The organism is Streptomyces litchfieldiae (genome assembly GCF_031845365.1).
GTDB lineage: Bacteria > Actinomycetota > Actinomycetes > Streptomycetales > Streptomycetaceae > Streptomyces > Streptomyces litchfieldiae.
Map to the genome: position 1 here is coordinate 149,551 of NZ_JAVREL010000007.1, position 24,526 is coordinate 174,076.

21 protein-coding genes, 1 pseudogene and 2 riboswitches are annotated in these 24,526 nt (G+C 73.2%); of the genes and pseudogenes, 14 read left to right on the plus strand and 8 right to left on the minus strand.

The genetic code is table 11. The features are described 5' to 3' along the window. Positions 1-2: 2 nt before the first annotated feature. From RM590_RS14560 to RM590_RS14590, 7 genes are all read left to right on the plus strand, one after another. On the plus strand, positions 3-905 hold the full coding sequence (locus RM590_RS14560; RefSeq protein WP_311704956.1) for a DUF881 domain-containing protein: 903 nt from the start codon (positions 3-5) through the stop codon (positions 903-905). Beyond that, positions 902-1,234, plus strand: a complete 333-nt coding sequence (locus tag RM590_RS14565) for a small basic family protein (RefSeq protein WP_311704957.1) — start codon at positions 902-904, stop codon at positions 1,232-1,234. Before RM590_RS14560 ends, RM590_RS14565 begins: the two co-directional genes overlap by 4 nt. Before the next feature lie 4 nt (positions 1,235-1,238). After that, positions 1,239-2,009 carry a DUF881 domain-containing protein gene (locus tag RM590_RS14570; protein WP_311704958.1) on the plus strand — a complete coding sequence of 257 codons (771 nt, stop codon included), beginning with the start codon at positions 1,239-1,241 and terminating at the stop codon, positions 2,007-2,009. A gap of 201 nt (positions 2,010-2,210) precedes the next feature. After that, positions 2,211-2,873, plus strand: coding sequence for an FHA domain-containing protein (locus RM590_RS14575; protein ID WP_394813864.1), 663 nt, complete (start codon positions 2,211-2,213; stop codon positions 2,871-2,873). Between the two features lie 77 nt (positions 2,874-2,950). Continuing rightward, on the plus strand, positions 2,951-3,424 hold the full coding sequence (locus RM590_RS14580) for a bifunctional nuclease family protein (protein WP_059008346.1): 474 nt from the start codon (positions 2,951-2,953) through the stop codon (positions 3,422-3,424). Positions 3,425-3,603: 179 nt separating this feature from the next. Continuing rightward, positions 3,604-4,170 carry a MerR family transcriptional regulator gene (locus RM590_RS14585; protein ID WP_311705088.1) on the plus strand — a complete coding sequence of 189 codons (567 nt, stop codon included), beginning with the start codon at positions 3,604-3,606 and terminating at the stop codon, positions 4,168-4,170. A gap of 57 nt (positions 4,171-4,227) precedes the next feature. Beyond that, positions 4,228-5,616: a DNA polymerase IV gene (locus RM590_RS14590; RefSeq protein ID WP_311704960.1), complete on the plus strand. Its 1,389-nt coding sequence runs from the start codon at positions 4,228-4,230 to the stop codon at positions 5,614-5,616. Here the strand turns inward: RM590_RS14590 and RM590_RS14595 are convergent. Continuing rightward, the gene (locus tag RM590_RS14595; RefSeq protein WP_311704961.1) at positions 5,583-5,972 is read right to left on the minus strand and encodes a PRC-barrel domain-containing protein; all 390 of its coding nucleotides are present in this window, start codon (positions 5,970-5,972) and stop codon (positions 5,583-5,585) included. The genes RM590_RS14590 and RM590_RS14595 overlap by 34 nt on opposite strands. Before the next feature lie 135 nt (positions 5,973-6,107). Further along, a riboswitch (glycine riboswitch) is annotated at positions 6,108-6,205 on the plus strand. Next, a riboswitch (glycine riboswitch) is annotated at positions 6,206-6,326 on the plus strand. It abuts the riboswitch before it with no gap. Positions 6,327-6,386: 60 nt separating this feature from the next. Here RM590_RS14595 and gcvP point away from each other — a divergent pair. Beyond that, positions 6,387-9,284, plus strand: a complete 2,898-nt coding sequence (gene gcvP / locus RM590_RS14600) for an aminomethyl-transferring glycine dehydrogenase (RefSeq protein WP_311704962.1) — start codon at positions 6,387-6,389, stop codon at positions 9,282-9,284. Positions 9,285-9,354: 70 nt separating this feature from the next. Here the strand turns inward: gcvP and RM590_RS14605 are convergent, their stop codons facing one another. Next, on the minus strand, positions 9,355-9,924 hold the full coding sequence (locus RM590_RS14605; protein WP_311704963.1) for a hypothetical protein: 570 nt from the start codon (positions 9,922-9,924) through the stop codon (positions 9,355-9,357). Between the two features lie 274 nt (positions 9,925-10,198). Here RM590_RS14605 and RM590_RS14610 point away from each other — a divergent pair, with 274 nt between their 5' ends. Together RM590_RS14610 and RM590_RS14615 are read left to right on the plus strand one after the other, a co-directional pair. After that, the gene (locus RM590_RS14610) at positions 10,199-11,689 is read left to right on the plus strand and encodes a glutamate--cysteine ligase (RefSeq protein ID WP_311704964.1); all 1,491 of its coding nucleotides are present in this window, start codon (positions 10,199-10,201) and stop codon (positions 11,687-11,689) included. Between the two features lie 80 nt (positions 11,690-11,769). Continuing rightward, the gene (locus RM590_RS14615; protein WP_311705089.1) at positions 11,770-12,573 is read left to right on the plus strand and encodes a CPBP family intramembrane glutamic endopeptidase; all 804 of its coding nucleotides are present in this window, start codon (positions 11,770-11,772) and stop codon (positions 12,571-12,573) included. Positions 12,574-12,579: 6 nt separating this feature from the next. On the opposite strand, the gene RM590_RS14620 is transcribed toward RM590_RS14615, so the two are convergent. Continuing rightward, positions 12,580-13,263 carry a DUF4232 domain-containing protein gene (locus tag RM590_RS14620; protein ID WP_311704965.1) on the minus strand — a complete coding sequence of 228 codons (684 nt, stop codon included), beginning with the start codon at positions 13,261-13,263 and terminating at the stop codon, positions 12,580-12,582. A 309-nt stretch (positions 13,264-13,572) separates the two neighbouring features. Here RM590_RS14620 and RM590_RS14625 point away from each other — a divergent pair. After that, positions 13,573-14,514: pseudogene (locus RM590_RS14625) on the plus strand (DMT family transporter); the annotation flags it as partial. Here RM590_RS14625 and RM590_RS14630 read toward each other — a convergent pair. Next, entirely contained in the window at positions 14,506-15,186 is a 681-nt protein-coding gene (locus RM590_RS14630; protein ID WP_311704966.1) for a pyridoxamine 5'-phosphate oxidase family protein, read from the minus strand. The pseudogene RM590_RS14625 and the gene RM590_RS14630 overlap by 9 nt on opposite strands. 57 nt (positions 15,187-15,243) lie before the next feature. Between RM590_RS14630 and RM590_RS14635 the strand changes: the two genes are divergently transcribed. Both RM590_RS14635 and RM590_RS14640 read left to right on the plus strand, forming a co-directional pair. Further along, entirely contained in the window at positions 15,244-16,575 is a 1,332-nt protein-coding gene (locus tag RM590_RS14635) for an aminotransferase class I/II-fold pyridoxal phosphate-dependent enzyme (protein WP_311704967.1), read from the plus strand. 68 nt (positions 16,576-16,643) lie between these two features. Further along, positions 16,644-17,549 carry a LysR family transcriptional regulator gene (locus RM590_RS14640; protein WP_311704968.1) on the plus strand — a complete coding sequence of 302 codons (906 nt, stop codon included), beginning with the start codon at positions 16,644-16,646 and terminating at the stop codon, positions 17,547-17,549. 212 nt (positions 17,550-17,761) lie between these two features. Here RM590_RS14640 and RM590_RS14645 read toward each other — a convergent pair whose 3' ends face one another. From RM590_RS14645 to RM590_RS14660, 4 genes are all read right to left on the minus strand, one after another. After that, the gene (locus tag RM590_RS14645) at positions 17,762-18,163 is read right to left on the minus strand and encodes a Rieske (2Fe-2S) protein (protein ID WP_394813865.1); all 402 of its coding nucleotides are present in this window, start codon (positions 18,161-18,163) and stop codon (positions 17,762-17,764) included. Positions 18,164-18,565: 402 nt separating this feature from the next. Further along, on the minus strand, positions 18,566-19,837 hold the full coding sequence (locus tag RM590_RS14650) for an alginate lyase family protein (protein ID WP_311704969.1): 1,272 nt from the start codon (positions 19,835-19,837) through the stop codon (positions 18,566-18,568). 619 nt (positions 19,838-20,456) lie between these two features. Beyond that, a complete protein-coding gene (locus RM590_RS14655) occupies positions 20,457-21,473 on the minus strand; it encodes a hydroxyacid dehydrogenase (RefSeq protein ID WP_311704970.1) in 1,017 nt (338 codons plus the stop codon). Positions 21,474-21,568: 95 nt separating this feature from the next. Next, on the minus strand, positions 21,569-22,672 hold the full coding sequence (locus RM590_RS14660) for a LacI family DNA-binding transcriptional regulator (protein WP_311704971.1): 1,104 nt from the start codon (positions 22,670-22,672) through the stop codon (positions 21,569-21,571). Between the two features lie 510 nt (positions 22,673-23,182). Here RM590_RS14660 and RM590_RS14665 point away from each other — a divergent pair. After that, positions 23,183-24,517 carry an ABC transporter substrate-binding protein gene (locus tag RM590_RS14665; RefSeq protein WP_311704972.1) on the plus strand — a complete coding sequence of 445 codons (1,335 nt, stop codon included), beginning with the start codon at positions 23,183-23,185 and terminating at the stop codon, positions 24,515-24,517. Positions 24,518-24,526: the final 9 nt, after the last annotated feature.

The window sequence follows — 24,526 nt, forward strand, 5'->3', positions numbered from 1 at the left end:
CCATGCCACAGCAGGAGCCGGGGCGGCGCGTCCCGGCGCGTCCCGACGCCTCGATGTCGCTGCTGACCACCGTCATGAGCAACACCCTCGACGAGGGGTACGCCCAGGCGGCGGCCAGACGGCGGGCCGAAGGCCGGTCGGAGCTGCCGCGCACGCTGCGCGCCAGACTCTGGCTGGCCGCCGGCCTGGTGCTGGCCGCCCTCGTCGTCACCCTGGGCGCGGCGCAGGCCCGCGAGGCCGCGCCCACCCTCGCCCGGGAGCGGGAGGAACTGCTGGACCGCGTCGAGTCCGGCACCGCGGACGTCGACGCCCTCCAGGACGAGGTGAACGAGCTGCGCGCGGAGGTCGCCGACCGCCAGCGCGACGCGATCGGCGACCCCGAGTCGGAGCACGGCGAGCTGATCGCCCTCCTCGCCGGCGCCACGCCCGTGGCGGGCCCCGGCCTCGAACTCACCGTGAACGACGCCGAGGACGCCGCCCCGGGCGAGGACGCGCCGGGCGGCGGCGGCTTCTCCGACACCGGCCGGGTGCGCGACCGCGACCTGCAACGCGTCGTCAACGGCCTCTGGCAGGCCGGTGCCGAGGCGATCTCCGTCAACGGCCAGCGCCTCACCGCGCTGTCCGCCATCCGCGCCGCCGGCGACGCCGTCCTGGTCGACAACCGCCCGCTCGTCCCGCCCTACACGCTGCTCGCCATCGGCGCCGGGGACGACCTCGCCGCGGCCTTCGCCGGCACCCCCGACGGCCGCTATCTGGAGGTCCTGCGCGACAGTTACGGCATCAGGACCAGCACCGCCGTCCGGGACGAGGTGCGGCTGCCGGCCGCCCCCGCGCTGGCCATCCGCACCGCCCGGCCCGCGGGCACGGAAGCATCGGAAGCGTCTGAAGAAGGAAGCCCACAGTGATCGCCGTTCTGGGACTGGTCCTGGGAGTCGTGGTCGGAGTCCTCACCCGGCCGGTGGTCCCGACCGGCGTGGAACCGTACCTGCCCATCGCCGTCGTGGCCGCCCTGGACGCGGTGTTCGGCGGCCTGCGCGCCATGCTGGACGGCATGTTCGACGACAAGGTGTTCGTCGTGTCGTTCCTGTCGAACGTCACCGTGGCCGCGCTCATCGTCTTCCTCGGGGACAAGCTCGGGGTCGGCGCCCAGCTCTCCACCGGCGTGGTGGTCGTCCTGGGCATCCGGATCTTCTCCAACGCCGCCGCCATCCGCCGGCACGTCTTCGGAGCGTGAGCCGGTGACCGACGAGGAGACCACCCCCGCCCCCGCCCCCGCCCCCGCCCCGCGCCTCACCGGCCGCCGGGCGCTGCGCGCCGCGCTCTGGCCGCCCCGCGCGGGCCGCGGCCAACTGGTCGCCGCCGTCCTGCTGTTCGTGCTGGGCCTGGGCCTGGCCATCCAGGTGCGCGCCACCGGTAGCGAGGAGACGGCGCTGCGCGGCGCCCGGCAGGAGGACCTGGTGCGCATCCTCAGCGACCTGGAGGACCGCACCGCCCGGCTGGAGGACGAGAAGCGCGCGCTGGAGGAGCAGCGCACCGAGCTGGAGACCAGCTCCGACCAGGCCGAGGAGGCCAGACGGCAGACCGAGGAGCGGGAGCGCCAACTCGGCGTGCTGGCCGGCACGGTGGCCGCCGAGGGCCCGGGCATCACGCTGCGCATCGACGATCCGCTGGGCGCCGTGGAGGCCGATATGCTGCTCGACGCGGTGCAGGAACTGCGCGCCGCCGGCGCCGAGACCATCCAGATCAACGACGTGCGGATCGTGGCGGACACCGCGTTCGTGGACGACAACGGCGGGGTGCGGATCGACGGCCGCTCCGTGCGCGCACCGTTCGAGGTCGCGGCCATCGGCCGGCCCCAGGACCTGGAGCCGGCGCTGAACATCCCCGGGGGCGTGGTGCAGTCCCTGGAGAACGAGCAGGCGGAGGTGGCCGTGGAGCGGCCGGATAACGTCGTCGTTGACGCCTTGCGATCGGCGGAGCAGCCTGACTACGCTCAGTCGTCATCGTGACCGAACTCGACGTCACGGGGGCTGCCGGGCCTTCGTGGCGCTCGGTGAGGGAAACTGAACGGGGGCCGGGGACGTTGTCGGAATGTCCCGCACGGCCGGTGAGAGACAATGGACCGTCCCGCCCGACGGCGGGCCGGGCTAGGTGCGAGGGGATCGCGGGTGAGCTTTTTCGCTAGATTGTTCGGCAGGCGTCAGAGCGGCATGCACAGTGCCGCACGGCCCCGCGCCCGCCAGCAAGGCGAGCCGGCGCCGGCGGCCGGTGCCGAGCCGGGCCGCCCGTTGTTCCGGGACGAGGTCGCCGGCCCCGGCGGCATAGGCTCGCAGGGCCCCGGACGCGAGACGGTCACCTGCTCCCGCTGCGGCCACCGGTCGGCCGCGACCAGCAGGTTCTGTTCCAACTGCGGCAACGCGCTGCGGCCCGGGTTCGAGGGCTCCTCCGAGACCACGTCCACGATCTCCATCACCGGACTGGAGGCGTACGAGGCCGAGGTCACCGGGCAGCACCCGGCGCCGGCCCTCTCGCCCGAGGCACAGGCCGCCGTGGAGGCCCTGCCGCCCGGCTCCGCGCTGCTGATCGTTCGCCGAGGGCCGAACTCGGGCAGCCGCTTCCTGCTGGACGGCGACGTGACCACCGCCGGACGCCACCCGCACAGCGACATCTTCCTGGACGACGTCACGGTGTCCCGCCGTCACGTGGAGTTCCGGCGGCAGCCGGACGGCGGCTTCACGGTCAGTGACGTCGGCAGCCTGAACGGCACCTATGTCAACCGCGAGCCGATCGACTCGGTGATCCTCAACAACGGCGACGAGGTCCAGATCGGCAAGTACCGGCTGGTTTTCTTCGCCAGCAGGCAGGGTTTCTGAGCCGACCAGGGGCGTGGGCGCGCCGCACGGCGGTGCTCGACTATCCAAATGCACCGAGCACCGCCTAGGGTTGCTGTGTGAATCAGCTCGACGTCGTGGGCGTGCGGGTGGAAATGCCCAACAATCAGCCCATCGTGCTACTCCGTGAAGTCGGCGGAGATCGTTACCTCCCGATCTGGATCGGACCGGGGGAGGCGACCGCCATCGCGTTTGCCCAGCAGGGCATGACCCCTGCCCGGCCACTGACGCACGACCTGTTCAAGAACGTGCTGGAAGCGGTGGGGCAGGAGCTCAGCGCGGTGCGCATCACCGATCTGCGCGACGGAGTCTTCTATGCCGAGCTCGTGTTCGCCAGCGGGGTCGAGGTCAGCGCCCGTCCCTCCGACGCCATAGCCCTCGCGCTGCGCGTGGGCACGCCGATCTACGGCAGCGACGCCGTACTCGACGACGCGGGGATCATCATCCCCGATGAGCAGGAGGACGAGGTGGAGAGGTTCCGCGAGTTCCTCGACCAGATCTCCCCGGAGGACTTCGGCACGAGCAGCCAGTAGCGGCGCGTGGCGATCGTTGACGCGCTGAGTGTGGATGCCTAGCGTCAATAGGGCATGTCTTGGGAGGAGCGCTGTGTGCGTGCTCATCGTGACAGCCGGTGAGCGACGAAGGCACGGTCGGGGCATGCGGAACGGAGGCCGGCGTGACAGGTAACGGCGACAGCAGAGCGGTCGGCGGGATGTCCGCCCTCCCCGGTGCGCCGCCACCCCCCGGCCCGCGGGGGCCCCTGGCCCCCCAGGAGCGCGGGACGCCCGACCAGATGGGCTACCGAGGACCCAGCGCCTGCGCGGCGGCCGGGATCACCTATCGCCAGTTGGACTATTGGGCGCGCACCGGTCTGGTGCAGCCCAGCATCCGGCCGGCCCATGGCTCCGGCACCCAGCGGCTGTACGGCTTCCGGGACGTGCTGGTCCTCAAGATCGTCAAGCGGCTGCTGGACGCCGGCGTCTCGTTGCAGAGCATCCGGACGGCCGTCCAGGCCCTGCGGTCCGCCGATCTGGCGGAGCTGTCCGGCATGACCCTGATGAGCGACGGCGCCACCGTCTACCGCTGCGCCTCCCCGGACGAGCTCGCCGAGCTGCTCCAGGGCGGCCGGGGCATCTTCGGCATCGCCGTGGGCGCCGTGTGGAGCGACGCGGAGAGCGCCCTCGGGCAGCTACCGGCCGAGCGCCTGGACACCGGCGAGCCGGTGCCCGCCGTCCACCCCGCCGACGAGCTGGCCCGCCGGCGCCACCGCACCGGCTGACCGCGCGCCCCGGCCCGGGGCGGGCGGCTGTCAGACCTCTGCGGCACCATCGGACAGGTGAGAGGCCAGCCGACCATCCTGCACCTCGACATGGACGCCTTCTACGCCTCGGTGGAGCAGGCGGCCAAGCCGAGCCTGCGCGGCAAGCCGGTGATCGTCGGCGGTCTCGGCCCGCGCGGTGTGGTCGCCACCGCCTCCTACGAGGCGCGCCGGTTCGGCGTGCACTCGGCGATGCCCATGGCCCAGGCCCGGCGCCTGTGTCCGAACGCCGCCGCCCTCGTGCCGCGGTTCGGCGTGTACCGCGCGATCAGCGAGACCGTGATGGGCCTGCTCGCCGAGCTGTCGCCGCTGATCGAGCCGCTGAGCCTGGACGAGGCGTTCGTCGACCTGGCGGCCGGCGGCACCGCTGCCACGGCCGAGGACGCCCTGGCCACCGGGGAGCGGCTGCGCGAGCGGATCCGCGTGACCACCGGGCTGACCGGCTCGGTGGGGCTGGCCGGATCCAAGATGCTGGCCAAGATCGCCTCGGAGCGGGCGAAGCCGGACGGGCTGGTGCTCATCCGGCCGGGCACCGAGCGGGAGCTGCTGGTCCCGCTGCCGGTGCGGACGCTGCCCGGGGTCGGCCCGGCCACGGCCGAGGCGCTGCGCCGGGCCGGGATCCACACCATCGGCGAGACGGTGCGGGCCGGGGAGGCCGAACTGCTGCGGCTGTTGGGCAAGGCGCACGGGGCCTCGGTGTACGCCATGGCCAACGGTGTGGACGAGCGGCCGGTGGTCGCGGACCGGGACACGAAGTCCGTCTCGGTCGAGGACACCTTCGACGCGGACGTCACCGACCGGGCCCGGATCCGTTTCGAGGTGGCGCGGCTCGCCGACCGCTGTGTGGCGAGGCTGCGCGCGGCCGGCCGGTCGGGGCGCACCGTGGTGCTCAAGGTGCGGCGGTACGACTTCACCACCCTCACGCGTTCCGAGACGCTGCGCGGGCCCACCGACGACCCGGCCGTGGTCCGGGAGGCGGCCGGTCGGCTGCTGGAGGGCGTGGACACCACGGAGGGCGTCCGGCTGCTCGGGGTGGGCGTCAGCGGCCTCGCCGACTTCACCCAGGAGGATCTGTTCGCCCAGTCGGTCCAGGCGGTCCGGGGCAGCCACATCGGGCCGGCGGCCCAGGAGGTGCCGGTCGTCGCGCCGGAGCCGTCCCCGGAGGGCCGGAGCGAGCCGTCCCCGGCGCGGAGCTGGCTGCCGGGGGTGGACGTGGCGCACGAGCGGTACGGGCCGGGCTGGGTGCAGGGCAGCGGGCTGGGCCGGGTCACGGTGCGTTTCGAGCGGCCGGACACGCCGCCCGGCCGGGTGCGGACCTTCGCCGTGGACGATCCCGAGCTGGCCCGGGGCGATTCGCTGCCGCTGGTGGCGGCTCAGCCCTGCCCGTCGTCCGGGGAGGCGAGCTGACCGAAGTCGCGGTCCGGCGGCACCGGGTCGCCCGGCGCGGCGCGCGGCACGTCCAGGCCGTAGTGGTGGTAGAGCTCCAGTTCCTGTTCGGGGGAGAGGTGCCTGCCGACGCCGAAGTCGGGCGCGTCCTTGATCAGCGACCGTGTGAACGGCACCCGCAGCGTGTCGTTCACCAGCTCGCTGGGCTCCAGCGGCACGAACGCGTCGCGACTGAAGAGTCCCGTGCGGACCGCCGCCCATTCGGGTGTCCCGGTGGCGTCGTCGAGATACACCTCGTCCACCGTGCCGATCTTGGCGCCGTCGCGGTCGAACGCCTTGCGGCCGATGAGGCTGCGCGGGTCGATGTCGGTCTGCACGATTCCTCCAACTGATCCAGCAGGTCCGGAAAAGGGCCGCTATGACCTACGTAAGAACACATTCCGGAAGCTGGCCAGTCGAGTGGCGCCCTGGTCCCCGGCGGGGGGTCCGCTGGTAGGCTCGAAGACGGTTGACAACCTCGTGCGGGAGAGTCCCGACGCCGCACGGCGCCGGGCGCCGAAGGAGCAACTCCTCCCCGGAATCTCTCAGGCCCCTGTACCGCGCGAGGAAGACCACTCTGGAAAGCAGGGTGGCGGCGGACGACAGCCCGCCGGCGCCCTCACCGACGGTGCAAGCCGGGGCGCGCGAGTGCCGCGGTGAAGCTCTCAGGTCGACATGACAGAGGGGGAGGCCCGCCGGGCAGTGCCGCCCGGCACCCCCGCAGGTCGTCGCGACCAGGAGGAGCCTTCCGCATGACTGTCCGCCACATACCGTTGTCCGCCCTGGAGCAGGGCACCCCCTTCGCCGCCCGGCACATCGGGCCGGACCCCGCCGCCGAGGCGAAGATGCTCGCCCAGGTCGGCTTCGGCTCGCTGGACGAGCTGACCGCCGCCGCGGTGCCCGAGGCGATCCGCACCACCGAGGCGATGCGCCTGCCCGAGGCCCGTGACGAGGCGGCCGTCCTCGCCGAGCTGCGCGCGCTGGCGGCCCGCAACACCGTGCTGCACTCCATGATCGGCCTGGGGTACTACGGCACGTTCACGCCGCCGGTCATCCTGCGGAACGTCATGGAGAACCCGGCCTGGTACACGGCCTACACCCCCTACCAGCCGGAGATCTCCCAGGGCCGGCTGGAGGCCCTGCTCAACTTCCAGACCGTCGTGTCCGACCTCACCGGCCTGCCCACGGCCGGCGCCTCGCTGCTCGACGAGGGAACGGCAGCCGCCGAGGCCATGGCCCTCTCCCGGCGCGTCGGCAAGGTCAAGGACGGCGTGTTCCTGGTCGACGCCGACTGCCTGCCGCAGACCATCGCGGTCGTCCAGACGCGCGCCGAGCCCACCGGGGTGGACGTGGTGGTTGCCGACCTGAGCGACGGCATCCCCGCCGAGGTCGCCGAGCGCGGCGTCTTCGGCGTGCTGGTGCAGTACCCCGGCGCCTCCGGCGCGGTCCGCGATCACCGCGCCCTGATCGAGCGGGCCCACGAGCTGGGCGCCGTGGTGACCGTCGCCGCCGACCTGCTAGCCCTCACCCTCCTCACCTCACCCGGCGACCTGGGCGCCGACATCGCGGTCGGCTCCAGCCAGCGGTTCGGCGTCCCGATGGGCTTCGGCGGGCCGCACGCCGGTTTCATGGCGGTCCGCGACTCCTACGCCCGCAGCCTGCCCGGGCGGCTGGTCGGCGTCTCCCGCGACGCCGACGGCGCGCCCGCCTACCGGCTCGCCCTCCAGACCCGGGAGCAGCACATCCGGCGGGAGAAGGCCACCAGCAACATCTGCACGGCGCAGGTCCTGCTCGCCGTGCTGGCCGGCATGTACGCCGTCTACCACGGGCCCGAGGGGCTGGCCGCCATCGCCCGCCGCACCCACCGTTACGCCGCGCTGCTGGCCGCCGGACTGCGGGACGGCGGGGTGGAGGTGGTGCACGACGCGTTCTTCGACACCGTCACCGCCCGGGTGCCGGGCCGCGCGGCCGAGGTCGTGGCCGCCGCCCGCGGCGCCGGGGTAAACCTCCGCCTCACCGACGCCGACCACGTCGGCATCGCCTGCGACGAGACCACCGGACGCGCCCAACTGGCCGCCGTCTGGGCGGCGTTCGGGGTCGCGGGGGATGCGTTCGGCATCGAGGCGCTGGACGCCCGCACGCCCGACGCGCTGCCGGACGGCCTGCTGCGCGAGGGCGAGTACCTGACCCACCCGGTCTTCCACCGGCACCGTTCCGAGACGGCGATGCTGCGCTATCTGCGGCGCCTCGCCGACCGGGACTACGCGCTGGACCGGGGCATGATCCCGCTCGGCTCGTGCACCATGAAGCTCAACGCCACGGTCGAGATGGAGCCGATCACCTGGCCCGAGTTCGCCGCGCTGCACCCGTTCGCGCCCATCGAGCAGGCCGAGGGCTATCTGTCGCTGATCCGTGAACTGGAGCAGCGGCTGGCCGAGATCACCGGCTACGACAGCGTGTCGCTCCAGCCCAACGCCGGCTCCCAGGGCGAGCTGGCCGGTCTGCTGGCCGTCCGCGCCTACCACCGGGCCAACGGCGAGCCGGACCGCACCGTCTGCCTGATACCGTCCTCCGCCCACGGCACCAACGCCGCCAGCGCCGTGATGGCGGGGATGCGGGTCGTCGTGGTCGCCACCGGCGAGAACGGCGACGTGGACTTCGACGACCTGCGCGCCAAGATCGCCCGGCACGCGGACGAGTTGGCCGTGCTGATGGTCACCTACCCCTCGACGCACGGGGTGTTCGAGAAGGACATCGCCGGCATCTGCGCGGCCGTGCACGACGCGGGCGGCCAGGTGTACGTGGACGGCGCCAACCTCAACGCCCTGGTGGGGCTGGCCCGGCCCGGCAGGTTCGGCGCCGACGTCTCGCACCTCAACCTGCACAAGACGTTCTGCATCCCGCACGGCGGCGGCGGGCCCGGCGTCGGCCCGGTGGCCGTGCGCGCCCACCTCGCGCCGTATCTGCCCGGCCACCCGCTCCAGCCGGCGGCGGGCCCGGCGGGCGGCGGCATCGGGCCGGTCGCGTCCGCGCCCTGGGGTTCGGCCGGGATCCTGCCGATCTCCTGGGCCTATCTGCGGCTGATGGGCGCCGACGGGCTCCGCCGGGCGACGCAGGTCGCGGTGCTGGCCGCCAACTACATCGCCAAGCGCCTCGAACCGCACTACCCCGTGCTCTACACCGGGCCGGGCGGGCTGGTCGCGCACGAGTGCATCATCGACGTGCGCCCGCTGACCAAGGCCACCGGCGTGAGCATCGACGACGTGGCCAAGCGCCTGATCGACTACGGGTTCCACGCGCCGACCATGTCGTTCCCGGTGCCGGGCACGCTGATGATCGAGCCGACGGAGAGCGAGGATCTCGCCGAGATCGACCGGTTCTGCGAGGCGATGATCGCCATCCGGTCCGAGATTGACCGGGTCGGCTCGGGGGAGTGGCCCAAGGACGACAACCCGCTGGCCAACGCTCCGCACACCGCCGCCCGTCTCACCGGCGAGTGGCCGCACCCGTACAGCCGCCGGGAGGCGGCCTACCCGGCCGGGACGAGCACGGACGGCAAGTACTGGCCGCCGGTGCGCCGCATCGACGGCGCCTTCGGCGACCGGAATCTGGTCTGTTCCTGCCCGCCGCTGGACGAGTACGCGGGCTGACGGCCCGCAGTGGAGTGCCGGGACCGGTTCGCGCCGTTGCGTGCCGGTCCCGGACGTGCTTGCCGGGAGGTCAGCTCGCCAGGCCGAGCGGCGCCAGCCGGCTGGTCAGCAGCGGCAGCAGGGCGGCCGTGGTCACCGCCCGGTCGGCGGCGATGCCGGGCGGCGCCGGGGCCAGCGGCATCAGCAGGTCCTCCGGCAGCGGGTCCCCCGCCGCGGGGTCCGCGCCCGGGTCGGAGTGCAGCCAGAGGGTGAGCATGTACAGCTCCGGAACGGACAGCAGCCGGGGCTGATACGGCCCGGGCAGGGCGTCCGCCAGTCGCACCGCCCGCTCGCTGGACGCGATGAAGGGGCCCTCGCAGAAGTGCGAGAACGCCCAGCCGTCCGCCGTCAGCATGGTCTCGGCCGCCCCGACGGCCAGGCCGTCCCGGGCCAGCAGGAAGCGCCAGCCCGTGAGCCGCGCGCGCGGCGGCTCGGTGGGGCCGGTGACCGGCGCCAGCCGGTGCACGGGCAGGGGAAGGACCGGTTGCAGGGCCCCCTCGCCGAGGCGCGGCGGGCGCGGTGTCACCGGCGTCGTCGAGTGGAGTGCCGTTCGTACGCTGCGCTCGGCGGCAGCGGGAGCCAGGGGAATGTGCAGGGGCATGATGGGTCGCCTCTCGCTTTGGAGTAGGTCGCCTCTTCTGTGGGAGACACGCCGTGGCGGAGTTTATACGAGACATGTTCTCTCTATGTTTCCTGTAGCCGACCCGGGACGTTTCGGCAAGAGGCAAAACCGGCCGCCGGAACAGTTCGACCCCGGCGTCCTATTCCCATGGAATATGCCGGAACGGGGACCGGGGGCACCCGGGGCATGCGTGCCACCCCTGTGGTCTGGGCAGGATCGAGCCCGAGACGCCGCGCGACGCAGGAGGTGCCCCATGGGGGAGAAGGTCGTGGCCGACCGGTTCGATCTGGCCGCCCGGCAGCGGTTCCGGGACCGGCTGCACGCGTGTCTGGACGGGCTCGGAACGCTGCTGCGCGAGGACCGTTTCGCGCCGCACGAGGACCGGATCGGGCTGGAGGTGGAACTGTGTCTGGCGGATTCCGACGGTTCGCCGCGAATGGTCAACGACGACGTCCTCACGCGAATGGCCACCCGGGATTTCCAGACCGAGCTCGGACAATTCACGCTGGAGCTGAATATGGTGCCCCGGCGGCTGTCCGGGCGGGTCTTCGACGACATGGCCGAAGAACTGCGCATCGCCCTCGGATACGCCGACCGAATAGCCGGGGAATTCGGCGCCGGACTCGTGATGACCGGAGTGCTCCCGACGATCAGTGCCGATCAGATGGTGCCCGAGTCCTTCTCGCCCGGTGACCGGTACACGCTGCTGAACGATCAGATCATGGCCGCCCGGGGCGAGCTGATCAGCCTCGACATCACCGGGACCGAGACGCTGCGCCGGACGTTCGACTCCATCGTGGCGGAGGCCGCCTGCACCTCCGTGCAGTTCCATCTCCAGGTCACCCCCGAGCGGTTCGCCGACACCTGGAACGCCGCGCAGGCCGCCGCGGCCGCGCAGATAGCCGTCGGCGCCAACGCCCCCTTCGTCTTCGGCCGCGAACTCTGGCACGAGTCGCGGCCGCCGTTCTTCCTCCAGGCCACGGACAGCCGTCCGCCGGAGCTCGCCGCGCAGGGAGTCCGCCCGCGCGCCTGGTTCGGGGAGCGCTGGATCGACTCCGTGCACTGCCTCTTCGAGGAGAACGTCCGCTACTTCCCCGCGCTGCTGCCGCTGTGCGCCGACGAGGACCCGCTGGAGACGCTGGCCGCCGGCGGCGTGCCCCGCCTGGCCGAGCTGTCTTTGCACAACGGCACGGTCTACCGCTGGAACCGCCCGGTCTACGCCGTGGCCGGCGGCGTGCCCCACCTGCGCGTGGAGAACCGGGTGCTGTCCACCGGCCCCACCATCACCGACACCGTCGCCAACGCCGCGTTCTACTACGGCCTGGTGCGCGCGCTGGCCGACCAGCCGGACCCGGTGTGGCACCGGCTGCCGTTCGCCACCGCCGAGCGCAACTTCCTGGCGGCCTGCCGCCACGGCATCGACGCCGAACTCGACTGGCCCGGCCCGGACGGCACCGTCGCCCCGCTGCCCGCCGCCGACCTCGTCCGGGACCGCCTGCTGCCGCTCGCGGCCGAGGGCCTGGCCGCCTGCGGCGTGGCGGCCGGGGACCGCGACCACTACCTGACGGTCATCGAGGAGCGATGCCGCCGTCGCGTCACCGGGGCGGGCTGGCAGACTCGGGCCTACCACCAAGCGGTGGCGAATGGAGCGGACCGGGCGACCGCCCTGCGGGATCTCGTCCGGCGGTACTGCGAACTGGCGCGGACGGACGCTCCCGTGCACACCTGGCCGACCGGGGCATAACGGCTCCGGCGGCCGGCTCGCGGTCGCACGGGGCGCCGGCCCGCCGGACGGGAGACGGAGTGGGACTGAAGCCGGACCAGATGGCGGACGCGGCATCGGGCGGCGGCGCGGCGCGGCTCTCCCGGCGCGTTCTGCGCCAGGAGATGCTGCTCGTGCTGGCCGTCTCGCTCGGTGCGAGCGCGGTCGGCGCGCTGATCAGTTTCACCGGCGTCGTCACCCGCCCCGGCGGGCTGAGCGAGCAGGCCGCCACGCTCAACAGCTCGCGCGCCCCCGACCGCCCCTGGCTCGACCTGGCCTGGCAGCTCTTCGGCATCACGACCGACCTGGTGCCCGTGGTGCTGGTGGCCCATCTCCTGATGCGCGAGTGGGCCGAGGCGGGCGGGCCCGGGCTGCGCGCGATCGGCTTCGACCTGCGCCGGCCCCGTTTCGACCTGGCCTGGGGCGCGGTCGTCGCGGCCGGCATCGGCGGCAGCGGGCTGCTGCTCTACCTCGGCGCGCACGCCGCCGGAGCCAATCTGACGGTGGTGCCGGAGTCGCTGCCGGACGTGTGGTGGAAGATCCCGGTGCTGATCGCCTCCGCCCTGGAGAACGCCGTGCTGGAGGAGGTGATCGTCGTCGGCTATCTGCTGCGCCGGCTCGGGCAGTTGGGCTGGACCCCGGTCGGCGCCCTGGTCGCCAGCTCCGTGCTGCGCGGCAGCTACCACCTCTACCAGGGCATCGGCGGCTTCTTCGGCAATGTGGTCATGGGCGTCATCTTCGTCTGGCTGTACCGGCGGTGGGGGCGGGTCATGCCGCTGGTCGTGGCGCACGCGCTGATCGACATCGTGGCGTTCGTCGGCTACGCGCTGCTGGCCGGCCGGGTCGACTGGCTCCCCACCGCCTGACCGCAGTTACCGCGCGGGCCCGGTGCCCTCGGCCAGCGGCTGCGCCTCGATCCGGCCCGCGCCGCACACCGACCCCAGTTCCCAGGAGGCGGTGGTCGGGCTGTACTCGTCGGGCGGGATCACGTTCAGCACGGCCGGGTCGGGCCCGCAGCCGTCGGCCGGGTCCTCGGCGCCGGGCACGGCGCTCCAGTGCAGCCGGGCCCAGGCGCTGCCGCCCGGTTCGAGGGTGAGCTCCACCGGCTCGGCGGAGTCGTCGCGCACGGTCGTGGTCGGGATCTCGTCGCCGTCGCCCGCAGTGAGCTGAAGGCCGGGCCAGCCCTGGGTGCGGCAGGGCTCGGAGGCGGAGTTGGTGAGCACGAGCGCGGCGTACCGGTTGCCGGCGCCCGGCTCAAGCGGGGTGACCGAGGCGGTCAGCGCGTCGTGGGAGCACCAGGCCGGCTCCTCGGCCGGCGTGGGGGCGTCGGACTCGGGGGCGGCCGACTCGCTGCCGGAGTCGCCGGAGTCGGCCGGGGTTTCGGACGGTGCGCCGTCCTCCTCGGTGGCGGGAGTCCGTTCGCCGGACCGGTCGTCGCGCGCGGCGGCGGTGTCGTCGGCGGCGGAGTCCTGTGAGTCGTTGGATTCGGCGCAGCCCGCGACGACCAGGACGGCGATCGCGGCGGCGCACACGGTGCGCAAGGGGTGGGACACCATTCGAGGTCCTCCGGTGGGGGTTCGGCTGGGCGGAGGAGTGCTGTGGCGATTGGACGTGGCCACGACAGAACGGGTTCCCCGGAGCGCCCTCTCGCACGCCTCCCGCCCCTGGTCCGTTGCCCCGCCGTTGTCCCCGCCGCCGGCGCGCGCCTAAGGTGTGCACCGTGACGCCGAGCAACGTTCTCTCGCCGCCCACCGCGTAACGCGGGCGGCCCACGACGGCACGCGCCGGGTTCAGCGCCCCGCGCGAGGTCGGTCCTGCCCGCGACCGGGATCAGGTGACCGCCTCGACTCCTCCGTTGGAGAACCATGCGTTACGCGCTTTCCCCAGCCCTGCCCAGGCGGCGGGGACTTCTCTTCGTCGCCATCGCCGCCACCGCCTGGGGCACCGCGGGTGCCGCCGCCGCGCTGCTCTTCGAGAGCAGCGGGCTCGGCCCCGTGGCCCTGACCTTCTGGCGCTCGGCCGGCGGCCTGGCCCTGCTGCTCCTCGTCCGGCCCCTCGTCCGCCGGCCGTGCCGGACCGGCCGCGGGCCCGGCGAGCGGCTCCGGCGCCGCGCCGCGCACGCCGCGGTGCTGGGCGCCGGCTTCACCCTCTTCCAGGTCGCCTACTTCGCGGCCGTGGCGGCCACCGGCCTGGCCGTCGCCACCGTCGTCACCCTGGGCGCGGGCCCGGTGCTCATCGCGCTGGCGGCCCGGCCGTTGCTGGGCGAACGGCCGGGCCCGGGCGGGGTGTTGGCCCTGTTCGGCGCGCTGGCGGGGCTCGCCGTGCTCACGCTGGGCGGCGGGAGCGGGGCGGGCGCGGTGCGGCCGTCCGGCGTCGGCCTCGCGCTGCTGTCCGCGGCGGGCTACACCGCCGTCACGCTCCACAGCCGCCGCCGGGGGCGGGACGGCACCGCCGCCGACCCGCTGGGCGCCACGCTGTCCTCCCTGACCGTGGGCACGGTGTGCACGCTGCCGTTCGCGCTGGCCTCGGGCATCGTGCCGCGCGCCGACGGGCTCGCGCCCTCGCTGGCGCTGCTGCTGTACCTGGCGGCGGTGCCGACCGCGCTGGCCTACGCGCTGTACTTCGCCGGGCTCGCCGTGGTGCGGGCCGCCACCGCCTCCGTGATCACGCTGATCGAGCCGGTGACGGCGACGGCCATCGCGGTGCTCCTGCTCGGCGAGCGGCTGACCCCGGCCGTCCTCGCCGGCACGGCCGTGCTGCTGACGGCCGTGACGGCGCTGGTGGTGGCGGAGTCCCGGTCAGGGCCTGGCGTAGCCCGTCAGGTAGGCCGGGGCGGGCGGGGTCTCGCCGGGGCCGCCGGCCGGGACGGGGGCGCCGTGGACGGTGGTCACCGGGAGGACGCCGCTCCAGTACGGGAGTGAGAGGTCCTCGGGGTCGTCGTTCGGGCCGCCGGTGCGGACCTTGGCCGAGACCTCGGCCAGGTCGAGTTCCAGCACCGCGGTGGCGGCCAGTTCGCGGGCGTCGGCCGGGCGGCAGTCGGCCGACCGGCCCGGTATCACGTGGTCGACGACGAGGTCGAACGCCCGCCTCTTGGCCGCCTCGTCGGTCACCGGCCGGGCGGTGCCGTGGACCACCACCGAGCGGTAGTTGACGGAGTGGTGGAACGCCGACCGGGCCAGCACCAGGCCGTCCACGTGCGTCACGGTCAGGCACACGGGCAGCCCCGGCCCCGGCTCGCCGGCGGCCCGCACCACGCGGGCGCCGGTGGAGCCGTGGACATACAGCCGTTCGCCGTCGCGCGCGTACAGCGTCGGCAGCACGACGGGCCGCCCGTCCCGGACGAAGCCGAGGTGGCACAGATAGCCCTCGTCGAGGATGCCGTGCACCAACTCCCGGTCGTAGGAGACCCGATGACGGGACCGGGTGGGGGTGGTGCGCGTGGTCTGCGGGTAGGGGGCGGCCGGGCCGGTGGGCGGCATGGTTCTCTCCTCGGGTCGCTCTTGCCCCAGCTTTTGAACTAGTGCAAAATGCTCTTTGTGCTAGGAGAATATACGATCGAGGGCCGGGGCGCCGCCGAAATCGCGGCCAGCGTCGAACGCGGCGTCGGCAGTGGCGAGTTGTCCCCCGGGTCCGCCCTCCCGCCGCTGCGCGAGCTGGCCGCCCGGCTCGGGGTGAACCCCAACACGGTCGCCGCCGCGTACCGCATCCTGCGCGAGCGCGGCGTCATCGAAACGGCCGGCCGCCGCGGCAGCCGGGTGCGGGCCCGCCCGGTCAGCACGCCCCGGGAGGCCCTCGGCGTCGAGGCGCCCGCCGGGGTCCGCGACGTCTCCCAGGGCAACCCCGACCCGGCCCTGCTGCCCGACCTCGGCCCGGCCCTCGCCGAGGCCGCCGCCCGCGCCGCCCGTTCCCCCGTGCTCTACGGCCACCCGCCCGTGCGCGAGGAGCTGGCCCGCGTCGCCCGCGCCCGGTTCGACCGGGACGGCGTCCCCGGCGGTCCCCTCGCCGTCACCTCCGGAGCGCTGGACGCCATCGAGCGTGTCCTCGCCGCACACCTGCGCCCCGGCGACACCGTCGCCGTCGAGGACCCCGGCTGGGGCAGCTTCCTGGACCTCATCCCGGCGCTCGGCCTGCGCGCGGTGCCCGTCGCGGTGGACGACGACGGCCCGCTCCCCGGCCCGGCCGGCCGCGCGCTGCGCCAGGGCGCCCGCGCCCTGGTCGTCACCGCCCGCGCGCAGAACCCCACCGGGGCCGCCGTCTCCCCGGCCCGCGCCGAGGCGCTGCGGGCGGTGCTCGCCGCCCACCCCGACACGCTGCTCATCGAGGACGACCACGGCGACGGCATCGTCGAGCAGCCGCTGTGCCCGCTCTCCGGGCACACCCGGCACTGGGCGTTCGTCCGGTCCGCCGCCAAGGCGTACGCGCCGGACCTGCGTCTGGGGGTGTTTACCGGGGACCCGGTCACCGTGGACCGGGTGCTGGGCCGGCAGCGGCTCGGCCCCGGCTGGATCAGCCACCTGCTCCAGGACACCGTCGCCGCGCTGTGGCGCGCCGAGCCCGCCGACCCCGGCCGCGCCGCCCGCGCCTACGGCGAGCGCCGCGCCGCCCTGATCGCCGCCCTCGCGGCCCGGGGCGTCCCCGCCCACGGCCGCAGCGGACTCAACGTGTGGGTGCCCGTCCCCGACGAGACCGGCGCCCTCGCCCGGCTGCTGCACGCGGGCTGGGCCGCGGCGCCCGGCGCGCGGTTCCGGGTGGCCGCGCCGCCGGGCCTCCGGCTGACCGTGTCCGCCCTCGCCGAGGCCGACGTCGGGCCGCTGGCCGACGCGGTGGCCGCCGCGATCCGGCCGCCCGCCGCCCGCCGTTACGACTGAAGGCCGCGGCGGGCGCGACGGTGTAGGGCCGTTACGGAAAGGCGCCGCCGGAACGTAGCATCGCTGAGGTGTTGAACATCGACCGGCTCCGCGTCCTGCACGCCATCAGCCACCACGGCTCGGTGAGCGCCGCCGCCGACGCCCTGCACGTCACCACCTCCGCCGTCTCCCAGCAGATGGCCAAGCTGGAGCGCGAGACGGGGCAGCGGCTGCTCGCGAAGCACGGCCGCGGGGTGCGGCTCACCGACGCCGGCCGGCTGCTGTCCGAGCACGCCGAACGCATCCTGGCCCAGGTGGAGTTCGCGCACGCCGACCTGGAGGCCCAGCGGGGGCAGGTGGTGGGCGAGCTGGTGATCGGCGCGTTCGCGACCGCCTCCCGGGGCCTGTTCCCGCCGACGCTGGCCGCGCTGGTCGCCGGACATCCCCGACTGCGCATCCACCTGCGGGAGATGGAACCGGACGTGGCGCTGCGCGACCTGGAACGCGGCGACATCGATCTCGCCGTCGTGCTCGACTGGTACAACCGGCCGCTCGCCCTGCCCGGCGGGCTGGCCCGCCAGACGCTGCTGGACGACGTGGCCGACGTGGCGATGCCCGTCACCCACCCGCTGGCCGGCCGGGAAGGGGTGGACCTGGAGGACTTCGCGGACGACCCCTGGGTCTCCTGGCCGCCGGGCGCCGTCTGCCACGAGTGGCTGATGTTCACCCTGCGCGGCAAGGGCGTCGAGCCCCGGCTGATCCACACCGCCGTCGAGCACCACACCCAGCTCGCCCTGGTCGCCGCCGGCCTCGGCGTCGCGGTGGCGCCGCGACTGGGCCGCGACCCGGTGCCGGAGGGCGTCGCGCTGGTCCCCGTGCGGCACACCATCACCCGCCGCGTGTACGCGGTCTGGCGCGCGGGGGCCGACCGCCGCCCCTCGGTCCGGGCCGCGGTCGCCGCGCTGCGCGACGCCGCGCGCGGCGTTCCGAACTAGGGCCTGTATCGAGTTCCCGCCCGGGCCCGCGACGCCAGTCACGGCACCTCGCCGCTCCCCCAGACTCCGTCTGGGAGGTGCCCCCAGCCGAATCGCGCGAATACGGCCGGGTATGAGCTGCGATCCGGTGCCTTGCGATGCACCGCGTCTGACGCCGCGGGCTGATCCGACCGGGAACTCGATACAGGCCCTAGGCCCGGAATGCCGCCCGCTCACGCCAGATGGACGAACTCCCCCCGCACGGTGATCCGTTCCTCCGGCAGCGGCTCGGTGGCCGGGCCGCGCACCACTCCGCCGTCCTCGATGGCGAACTTGCTGCCGTGGCAGGCACAGTCGATCGTCCCGTCGCGTACCTCGCTCACCGTGCAGCCCCGGTGCGTGCACACGGCCGAGAACGCCCGGAACTCCCCGTCGGCCGGCTGGACCACCACCACCACCACCCGCCGGTCCCCGAAGACCTTCCCGCCGCCCGCCGGGATGTCGGAGGTGGCGGCCAGCCGCTCGCCCTGCCCGCCGCCCTCGCGCTCGCCGTCCCCGTCGCCGGAGCCGCACGCCGTCAGCCCCGCGGCGCCCGCCGCGACGACCACCCGCCGGGATGTCACTGGTCCGGTCACACCGGCCCCCTTCCTCGTTCCACCCGCCGGGGGCCCGGCGGTATCCGCGGTCTTCCCGCATTCGGCCCCTGCTGGTCTCCGTGCCCCGTACAAGGTGAGGGCTCCTGCACCAGTGCACGGGTGCGCCATCGGTGCCCCCATGGGCCGGTCGTCTCCGCGACCGTTCACCTCTCCCGAAGCCGCGCCGCCGTCGCCGGGGTGGTGAGGCTCGATGAGCCGGCAGCCGATCACCACGGGCCCCTCACCTTCGCAGGCTGACGGCCGCGCAGACCGGTGGCTTGTCGTCGGTGCGCGGCTCGGTATCCCACAGGGCGGCGTGACGGGCCACTGGCTCGGGCGGCGTGCGCCGCCCGAGCCACCCTCAGCGGGGAGTGGGAGCGTGTGAGGCGGTGGGGTCTTCTGTCATTCGCTCACCAAGCGGTCGACGTATGCGAGCGTGCCGAACCCCAGTTCGTCGAAGCCGCCGCTGTTCGGGCCGTAGTCGCCGCCGCCGCCCTCCGGGGAGTTGGCCAGGGCCATTTCCTGGATGCCCGGGCAGTCCTGGTTCAGCCGACCCCAGTAGTGGTGGAAGACCCGCTCCCAGACCGGGCGCACCTGGCCGCGACCGCCTTCGGAGATGACGGTGTGCACCACTCCCTCGCAGTTCTCGTAGGTGGTGAACGGCACGTCGTCCTTGCCCAGGTTGTAGCGGGCCACGTACTCGCACGCCTTGCGGAACCTGTAGTCGTCCGCGGCGTAGAGGTCGACGCCCTGGCTGTAGGCCATCTCGCAGAGCGTGCCCATCAGCCCGATGCCCATCATGCTGTGGGCCTGGTCGCGCCCGCTCTCCTGCCACTGGGCCAGGGCGACGTCGTCGTAGACGAACGGGATCGCGTTCACCAGGTTGCCGGTGCCCAGGCCGTTGTGGAAGTAGTCCACCGCTTCGTTGAACTGGGCCTGGTCGTCGCGCAGGATCCCGATGGCCATGATCGAGGCCATGTTGCACAGGTCCCAGTTGGCCCAGTAGTGGGACTCGCAGGTGCCGTTGTGTCGGACCAGGAAGTCAGAGTTCAGCGGGTAGAAAACGTTCTGCATCAGGTCCTGGAACCGAGCCAGGTCGAAACCCTCGTGGTCGCGGATGATCTCGCCGACGTTGGCGAACTGGTACCCGTAGATGCCTGACGCGAGACGGGAGTCGGAGGGGCCGGCGTCGATGGACGTCAGTGTCTCCGACCAGGCGTTGCAGATGTCCCGAGCGGTGTCGCCGTGGGCGGTGTCGCCGGTGATCTTCCAGCGCAGCGCGTTCTGGTACGCCGCGTGGATGTCGTTGTAGAGGATCCAGTAGTTCTCCGGCCCTGAGCCGCCGGACCCGCGGATGATCGTCTCCTGCGGGTTGGGGATCCAGTCGGCCGCCGAGTGCGTGTTGGCGGTGAGCCGGTTCCAGCCGGTGATCCACGGCTCGTCGCCCGCGGCCACGTGCTCTGCCATCCGGTCGAAGGCTTCCTGTGTGTGGAGCGCACCGGGGTGGGTGAACGTCTGGAGGGGCCGGGTTGTCTGCCGCCGTGCCTCGGTGCCGGCGGACTGGCTGGCGTAGACGGCGCCGGGGATCGCCAGCGCGCCACTGCCCAGGACGGCGGCCTTCAGGATGCGGCGGCGGCCCGGGTTCTCCTCCTCCGGGCGATGCGTGCCCTTCATGAGAATCCCTCTTTCGGTTGTGTGTGGGGGTAGGCACGTCCCGCGTGCCGACTCCCATGGTTCCCCCCGGCCATGGAAAAGGTTCTCTAGAAGCGGATTTTCGAAAGATTTCGAGCTCTTTATGGAGCGGGGTGGACCAGTAGCGCCGGGCAAGCGGTGGCGGCGCCGTTGGGGGCGAGGCGCCATGAACGTCGACTCGATGGTGCGGTCGCCGTTGCCGGTCGGGGCTATCAGCCGCTCAGGGCGCGCCGTCCTTCAACAAGAAGCTCTCCGCCTCGATGTCCTCGAAGAGTTCTGGGAGCGAACCGAGGGTGCCGAGCGTGAGGCAAACAGCCGACCGACGCCTGCTCGATCAATGTGAGCATGCCAAGCGCGGCATGGCGGCACCGTGCCTCGCGGTCGCCGCATCATGATGGCAGCGGTCAGCACCCGGCAGGGAGATCCGCACCGTGAGCACGCCGGAACACGACCTGCCGCTCCGCCTGCCACTTCGCCCCTCGCTGACGTCGAGGAACTGCTGGCCGTGAAGGGCGCGAAGCCGATCCGCTCGCTGGACGAACTGCGCGCCGGTCACCCGGTTCCAGCGCCGCCTGCGCCGCGCCGCCAACCCCGGGCCCTGTCAGGCGACGCGGTGGAAGTCGCCGTGGTCGACCCGGTACCGCAGGGCGTGCCCCGCCAGCAGCCGTTCCAGCTCCTCGACAGCGGTCAGGCCCAGGCGCCGCAGCTCGTTGCCGTGGGAGCCGGCGATGTGTGGGGTGAGGAGCACGTTCGGCAGCTCGTACAGGGGTGAGGAGGCGGGCAGCGGCTCGGGTTCGGTGACGTCCAAAACGGCCGACAACCGCCCGGAGACGAGCTCGGCGGCGAGCGCGTCGTGGTCGATGAGGCTGCCGCGCGAGGTGTTGACCAGGACCGCGCCGTCGCGCATCGAAGCCAACCCGGCGCGGTCGATCATGTGGCGCGTAGCGGGGGTGGCGGGGGCGTGGACGCTCACGATGTCGCTGGTCGCGAGCAGCGACGCCAGCGGGACCTGCCGCACGCCCAGCCGCGCCGCCTCGGACCGGTCCACGTACGGGTCGTGGAGCAGCACCTCGAAGTCGAACGGCCGCAGCAACTCGATCACCCGCCGGCCGATCTTGGAGGCACCGACGAGGCCGACGCGGCGGCCGACATTCCCGATATGGGGGTGGATCTCGCCCAGGACGAAGCCGCGCTCGGCCCGCAGGCGCTCGCGCAGCTCGAACACGCCCTTGCCGGCCAGCAGGATCATGCCGAGCGTGTACTCCGCCACCGGCAGCGCGTTCGCGGCGGCGGCGGAGGAGACCAGCACGCCCCGCTCCCAGCCCTCCGGCGGCAGCAGGTGCTTGACCGAGCCACCGGTGTGGAGCACCGCGCGCAACTTGGGCGCGGCGTCGAGGACATCCACGGCGAGCGGCGGGCAGCCCCAGCCGGTGATCAGCACCTCCGTGTCGGCCAGCAGCCGCCGGGCAGCGGAGGCTGCGCCCGGATGCCGCAGGTCGGCGACGGTGCCCGGATCGACGTCGGCGAGGGCAGTGAGCCGCGCCATGACCTCCGGCGGGAAGAGCAGCGGGAGGTAACGGGACTCCAGGGCGAACAGCGCCGAGGGTCGCTCAGGCATGGGGCGGACGTCCCTTCCGATCATGTAGAAATCGTTCTCCATGGTAAGCGCGTGCCTCGCCCGGGTCAACCGCGCCCGGGCGGGTCCGGGCGGAGCTAGCGTGGGGCGCGGGCCGTGCCGGCCGGCGGGGGCGCGACGGAGTCGCGGAACACCACGTGAGTGCCGAGCAGCACATGGCTCTCGCGCGCGAACCGGCCGCTGCCCCGGTGGTCGAGCGCGAGCTGGACCGCGGTGCGGCCCATCTCCTCGTACGGCACGTGCACGGTGGTCAGCAGCGGCCTGAGGTCCGTGGCCGGCGGCACGTCGTCGTACCCGACGAGCGAGACGTCCCCCGGCACCTGAAGGCCGGCCTCGGTCAGGGCCCGCAGCGCGCCGGCCGCGATGACGTCGGTGAGGGCGAAGACGGCGGTGAAGTCGCGTGCGGCGGCGAGCCGTTCCCGCATCCGCAGGTACGCGTCACCGCGGTCGAAGGCGGCCTTGACGACCAGGTCCTCCTCGTACGGGACGCCGTAGTCGGTCAGCGCCCTGCGGTAGCCGGCGAAGCGCTGGGCGCTGGTGGTGAACGCGACGTCGCCGCCGAACAGCAGGATGCGGCGGTGGCCGGCCGCCAGCAGACGGCTGGTGACGGCGTGCGCGCCGGCCTCGTTTTCGTACTCCACGATCGTCACGGGCACGCCCTCGCCCAGCGGCGGGCGGCCGCACAGCACCAGCCGAGAGCCGGCCTGGTCAAGGGAGCGTGCGATCTCCGTCATCTGCCGCCGGTACGCCTCGTCGTCCACGATGCTGCCGATGATGATGACGGCCTCGGCGCCCTGCTGGCGCATGAGGTTCAGGGCTCGCAGCTCCCGGACGGGGTCGCCGCCGCTGACGCACAGCAGGCACAGTCGGCCCCAGCGGGACGCCTCCTCCTCGATGCCGTGCGCGAACTGCGCGAACGCCTGGCCCCGCACGTCCCTCAGGATGAACGCCACGGTCTTGGCGCCGTGCCCGCGCAGGGCGCGGGCGTGCGTGTTGGCGACGTAGTCCAGCTCGCGCAGCGCCTTCTCCACCCGTCGCCTGGTGCCCAGCGCGACCGGATAGTCGCCGGCGATGACGCGGGAGACGGTCGGCACCGAGACCTCGGCCCGGCGGGCGACGTCCTTCAACGTGGCGCGCCGATGGCGCGCGCCGTCGGCCCCTTTGCGGAAATCGTTTGTCACATGCCTCAGCGTAATGGGTGGGCGGGCGGCGCGTCCGGCGCGGGGGAGGAGGGACGTGCCGTCCGCTGGAGGCCCGTTGCCGCCGTCAGGTGACGGTGGTGGTGGAGGGCCACGGGCCGGTCAGAGGTGCGGTGGTCGCCCGTGGCGCGGTCGCTGGTGGGGAACACCTCAGACACCACCTTGGGCTTGTTCCAGGCGGGGCGACCTGCTCGCCGTCGCCCGCGTGCCGCGTCTACCGCAGCAGCGCGCCGGGCGCCGTCCCGCGCCACCTCGACGCCGCCGAACTCGCCCCGAGCCTGCTGCCGTCACGCGCTGCGCCGCTCGTCCTGCCAGTCGTGGAACGAGTCGCGCGAGCGGTCGGCGAGGATGGAAAACCTTTGTGCGAACGGTTGACGCGATCCACCCCCACGCCTAACTTGCTCGACCATGTACAGGCGATAGAAAACGGTAACTAAGCGATAAGCCGCAGTGCCCCGCCTGACGACCCATCACCATCCCCGGAGTGTCCTTATGCAACCCGCGAGAATCACGCTGGCGTCCGCAGTCGCCGTCACCCTGTCCCTGCTGGCGACGGCGTGCGGCGGCGGCGCCGAGGGCGACCAGGGCGACGGCCCGGTCGTCATCGAGATGTGGTCCTGGAACGAGGAACGCACCATGCAGCCGATCGTCGACGAGTTCAACGCCACCCACGACGACATCCAGATCAGGTTGGTGAAGCAGGTAGACATCACCAGCGCCGCCGCCAACCTCCGCAACGCGGTCGCCTCCGGCGAGGGCGTCCCCTGCCTGGTGCAGAGCATGACGGGCGTCGGCGAGGTGCCCGCCCTCACCGCCGAGGGCCTGCTGATCGACGTCACCGACGCGCTCCAGCCCTACCTCGACGACGGCGTCTTCAACGAGGCGGCGCTGCCCGGCGCCCAGGTCGGCGACCGCTACTACGGCGTGCCCACCGGCTTCAACCCCAGCTTCATGATGATCAACCGCGCCGTGTACGACGAGTACGGCATCGAGGTCCCCACCACCTGGGACGAGCTCATCGCGGCGGGCGAGGAACTGCGCCCGCACGGCATCTACGTCATGAACCTCGCCGGCGAGGACCCCTCCACCCTCGTCAACCTGGTGCAGCAGGCCGGCGGCTCCTGGTACGAGATCGAGGGCGACGCGTGGCGCGTCGACTTCCTCTCCGAGGAGTCCCGCAAGGCCGCCGACATCGTGCAGCAGCTCATCGACAAGAACCTGGTCGCCCACCAGACCTACCTCGACCGGCCCGCGCTGATCGAGTACTTCGACTCGGGCCAGATGGTCTCCCTGCCGACCTCGACCTGGCAGCTGACCAAGTACGAGATCGATTTCCGGAACACGATCGGCGACTGGCAGCCCATGGATCTGCCGCAGTTCTCGGACGCCGGGGAGTTCGTCACGCCCGCACACGGCGGCGCCGAGATCGTGCCCGATGGCTGCGAGCACGTGGAGGAGGCGGTCGAGGTCTCCGTCTGGAAGGCCACGAACGAGGAGGCGATCAATGCCACGCTCGACCCGGAGACCGGCGCGTACGCGTGGCCGGGCGCCGTGCCCGACCCGTCCCCGTGGGTCGACTCCGCCGTCCCCGAACGCCTCTTCGGCGAGCGCCGTGGCGAGGCCCGCGACGTGATCCTGAGGGCAGTCCAGGCCGGCCGGGACCCGTGGGTGGTCGGGCCCAACTACACCGGCGTCTTCGCCGAGCTGCAGGACCAGTGGGCCAATGCCGTCAACGGCGAGATCACCATGGTGGAGCTGCTGGAGCGGATGCAGGACTTCACGGTGGAGGATCTGCGCTCCAAGAACATCAACGTCGTCGGAAGCTGAGGCTCAAGC

Excerpts from the sequence above, each read along its gene's own strand:
- RM590_RS14620 (WP_311704965.1), bottom strand. The coding sequence starts at position 13,263 with ATGGTGTCCCACCCCTTGCGCACCGTGTGCGCCGCCGCGATCGCCGTC.
- RM590_RS14560 (WP_311704956.1), top strand. The coding sequence starts at position 3 with ATGCCACAGCAGGAGCCGGGGCGGCGCGTCCCGGCGCGTCCCGACGCC.
- RM590_RS14585 (WP_311705088.1), top strand. The coding sequence starts at position 3,604 with ATGTCCGCCCTCCCCGGTGCGCCGCCACCCCCCGGCCCGCGGGGGCCC.
- gcvP (WP_311704962.1), top strand. The coding sequence starts at position 6,387 with ATGACTGTCCGCCACATACCGTTGTCCGCCCTGGAGCAGGGCACCCCC.
- RM590_RS14665 (WP_311704972.1), top strand. The coding sequence starts at position 23,183 with ATGCAACCCGCGAGAATCACGCTGGCGTCCGCAGTCGCCGTCACCCTG.
- RM590_RS14650 (WP_311704969.1), bottom strand. The coding sequence starts at position 19,837 with ATGAAGGGCACGCATCGCCCGGAGGAGGAGAACCCGGGCCGCCGCCGC.
- RM590_RS14655 (WP_311704970.1), bottom strand. The coding sequence starts at position 21,473 with ATGCCTGAGCGACCCTCGGCGCTGTTCGCCCTGGAGTCCCGTTACCTC.
- RM590_RS14575 (WP_394813864.1), top strand. The coding sequence starts at position 2,211 with ATGCACAGTGCCGCACGGCCCCGCGCCCGCCAGCAAGGCGAGCCGGCG.
- RM590_RS14605 (WP_311704963.1), bottom strand. The coding sequence starts at position 9,924 with ATGCCCCTGCACATTCCCCTGGCTCCCGCTGCCGCCGAGCGCAGCGTA.
- RM590_RS14615 (WP_311705089.1), top strand. The coding sequence starts at position 11,770 with ATGGCGGACGCGGCATCGGGCGGCGGCGCGGCGCGGCTCTCCCGGCGC.
- RM590_RS14610 (WP_311704964.1), top strand. The coding sequence starts at position 10,199 with ATGGGGGAGAAGGTCGTGGCCGACCGGTTCGATCTGGCCGCCCGGCAG.
- RM590_RS14630 (WP_311704966.1), bottom strand. The coding sequence starts at position 15,186 with ATGCCGCCCACCGGCCCGGCCGCCCCCTACCCGCAGACCACGCGCACC.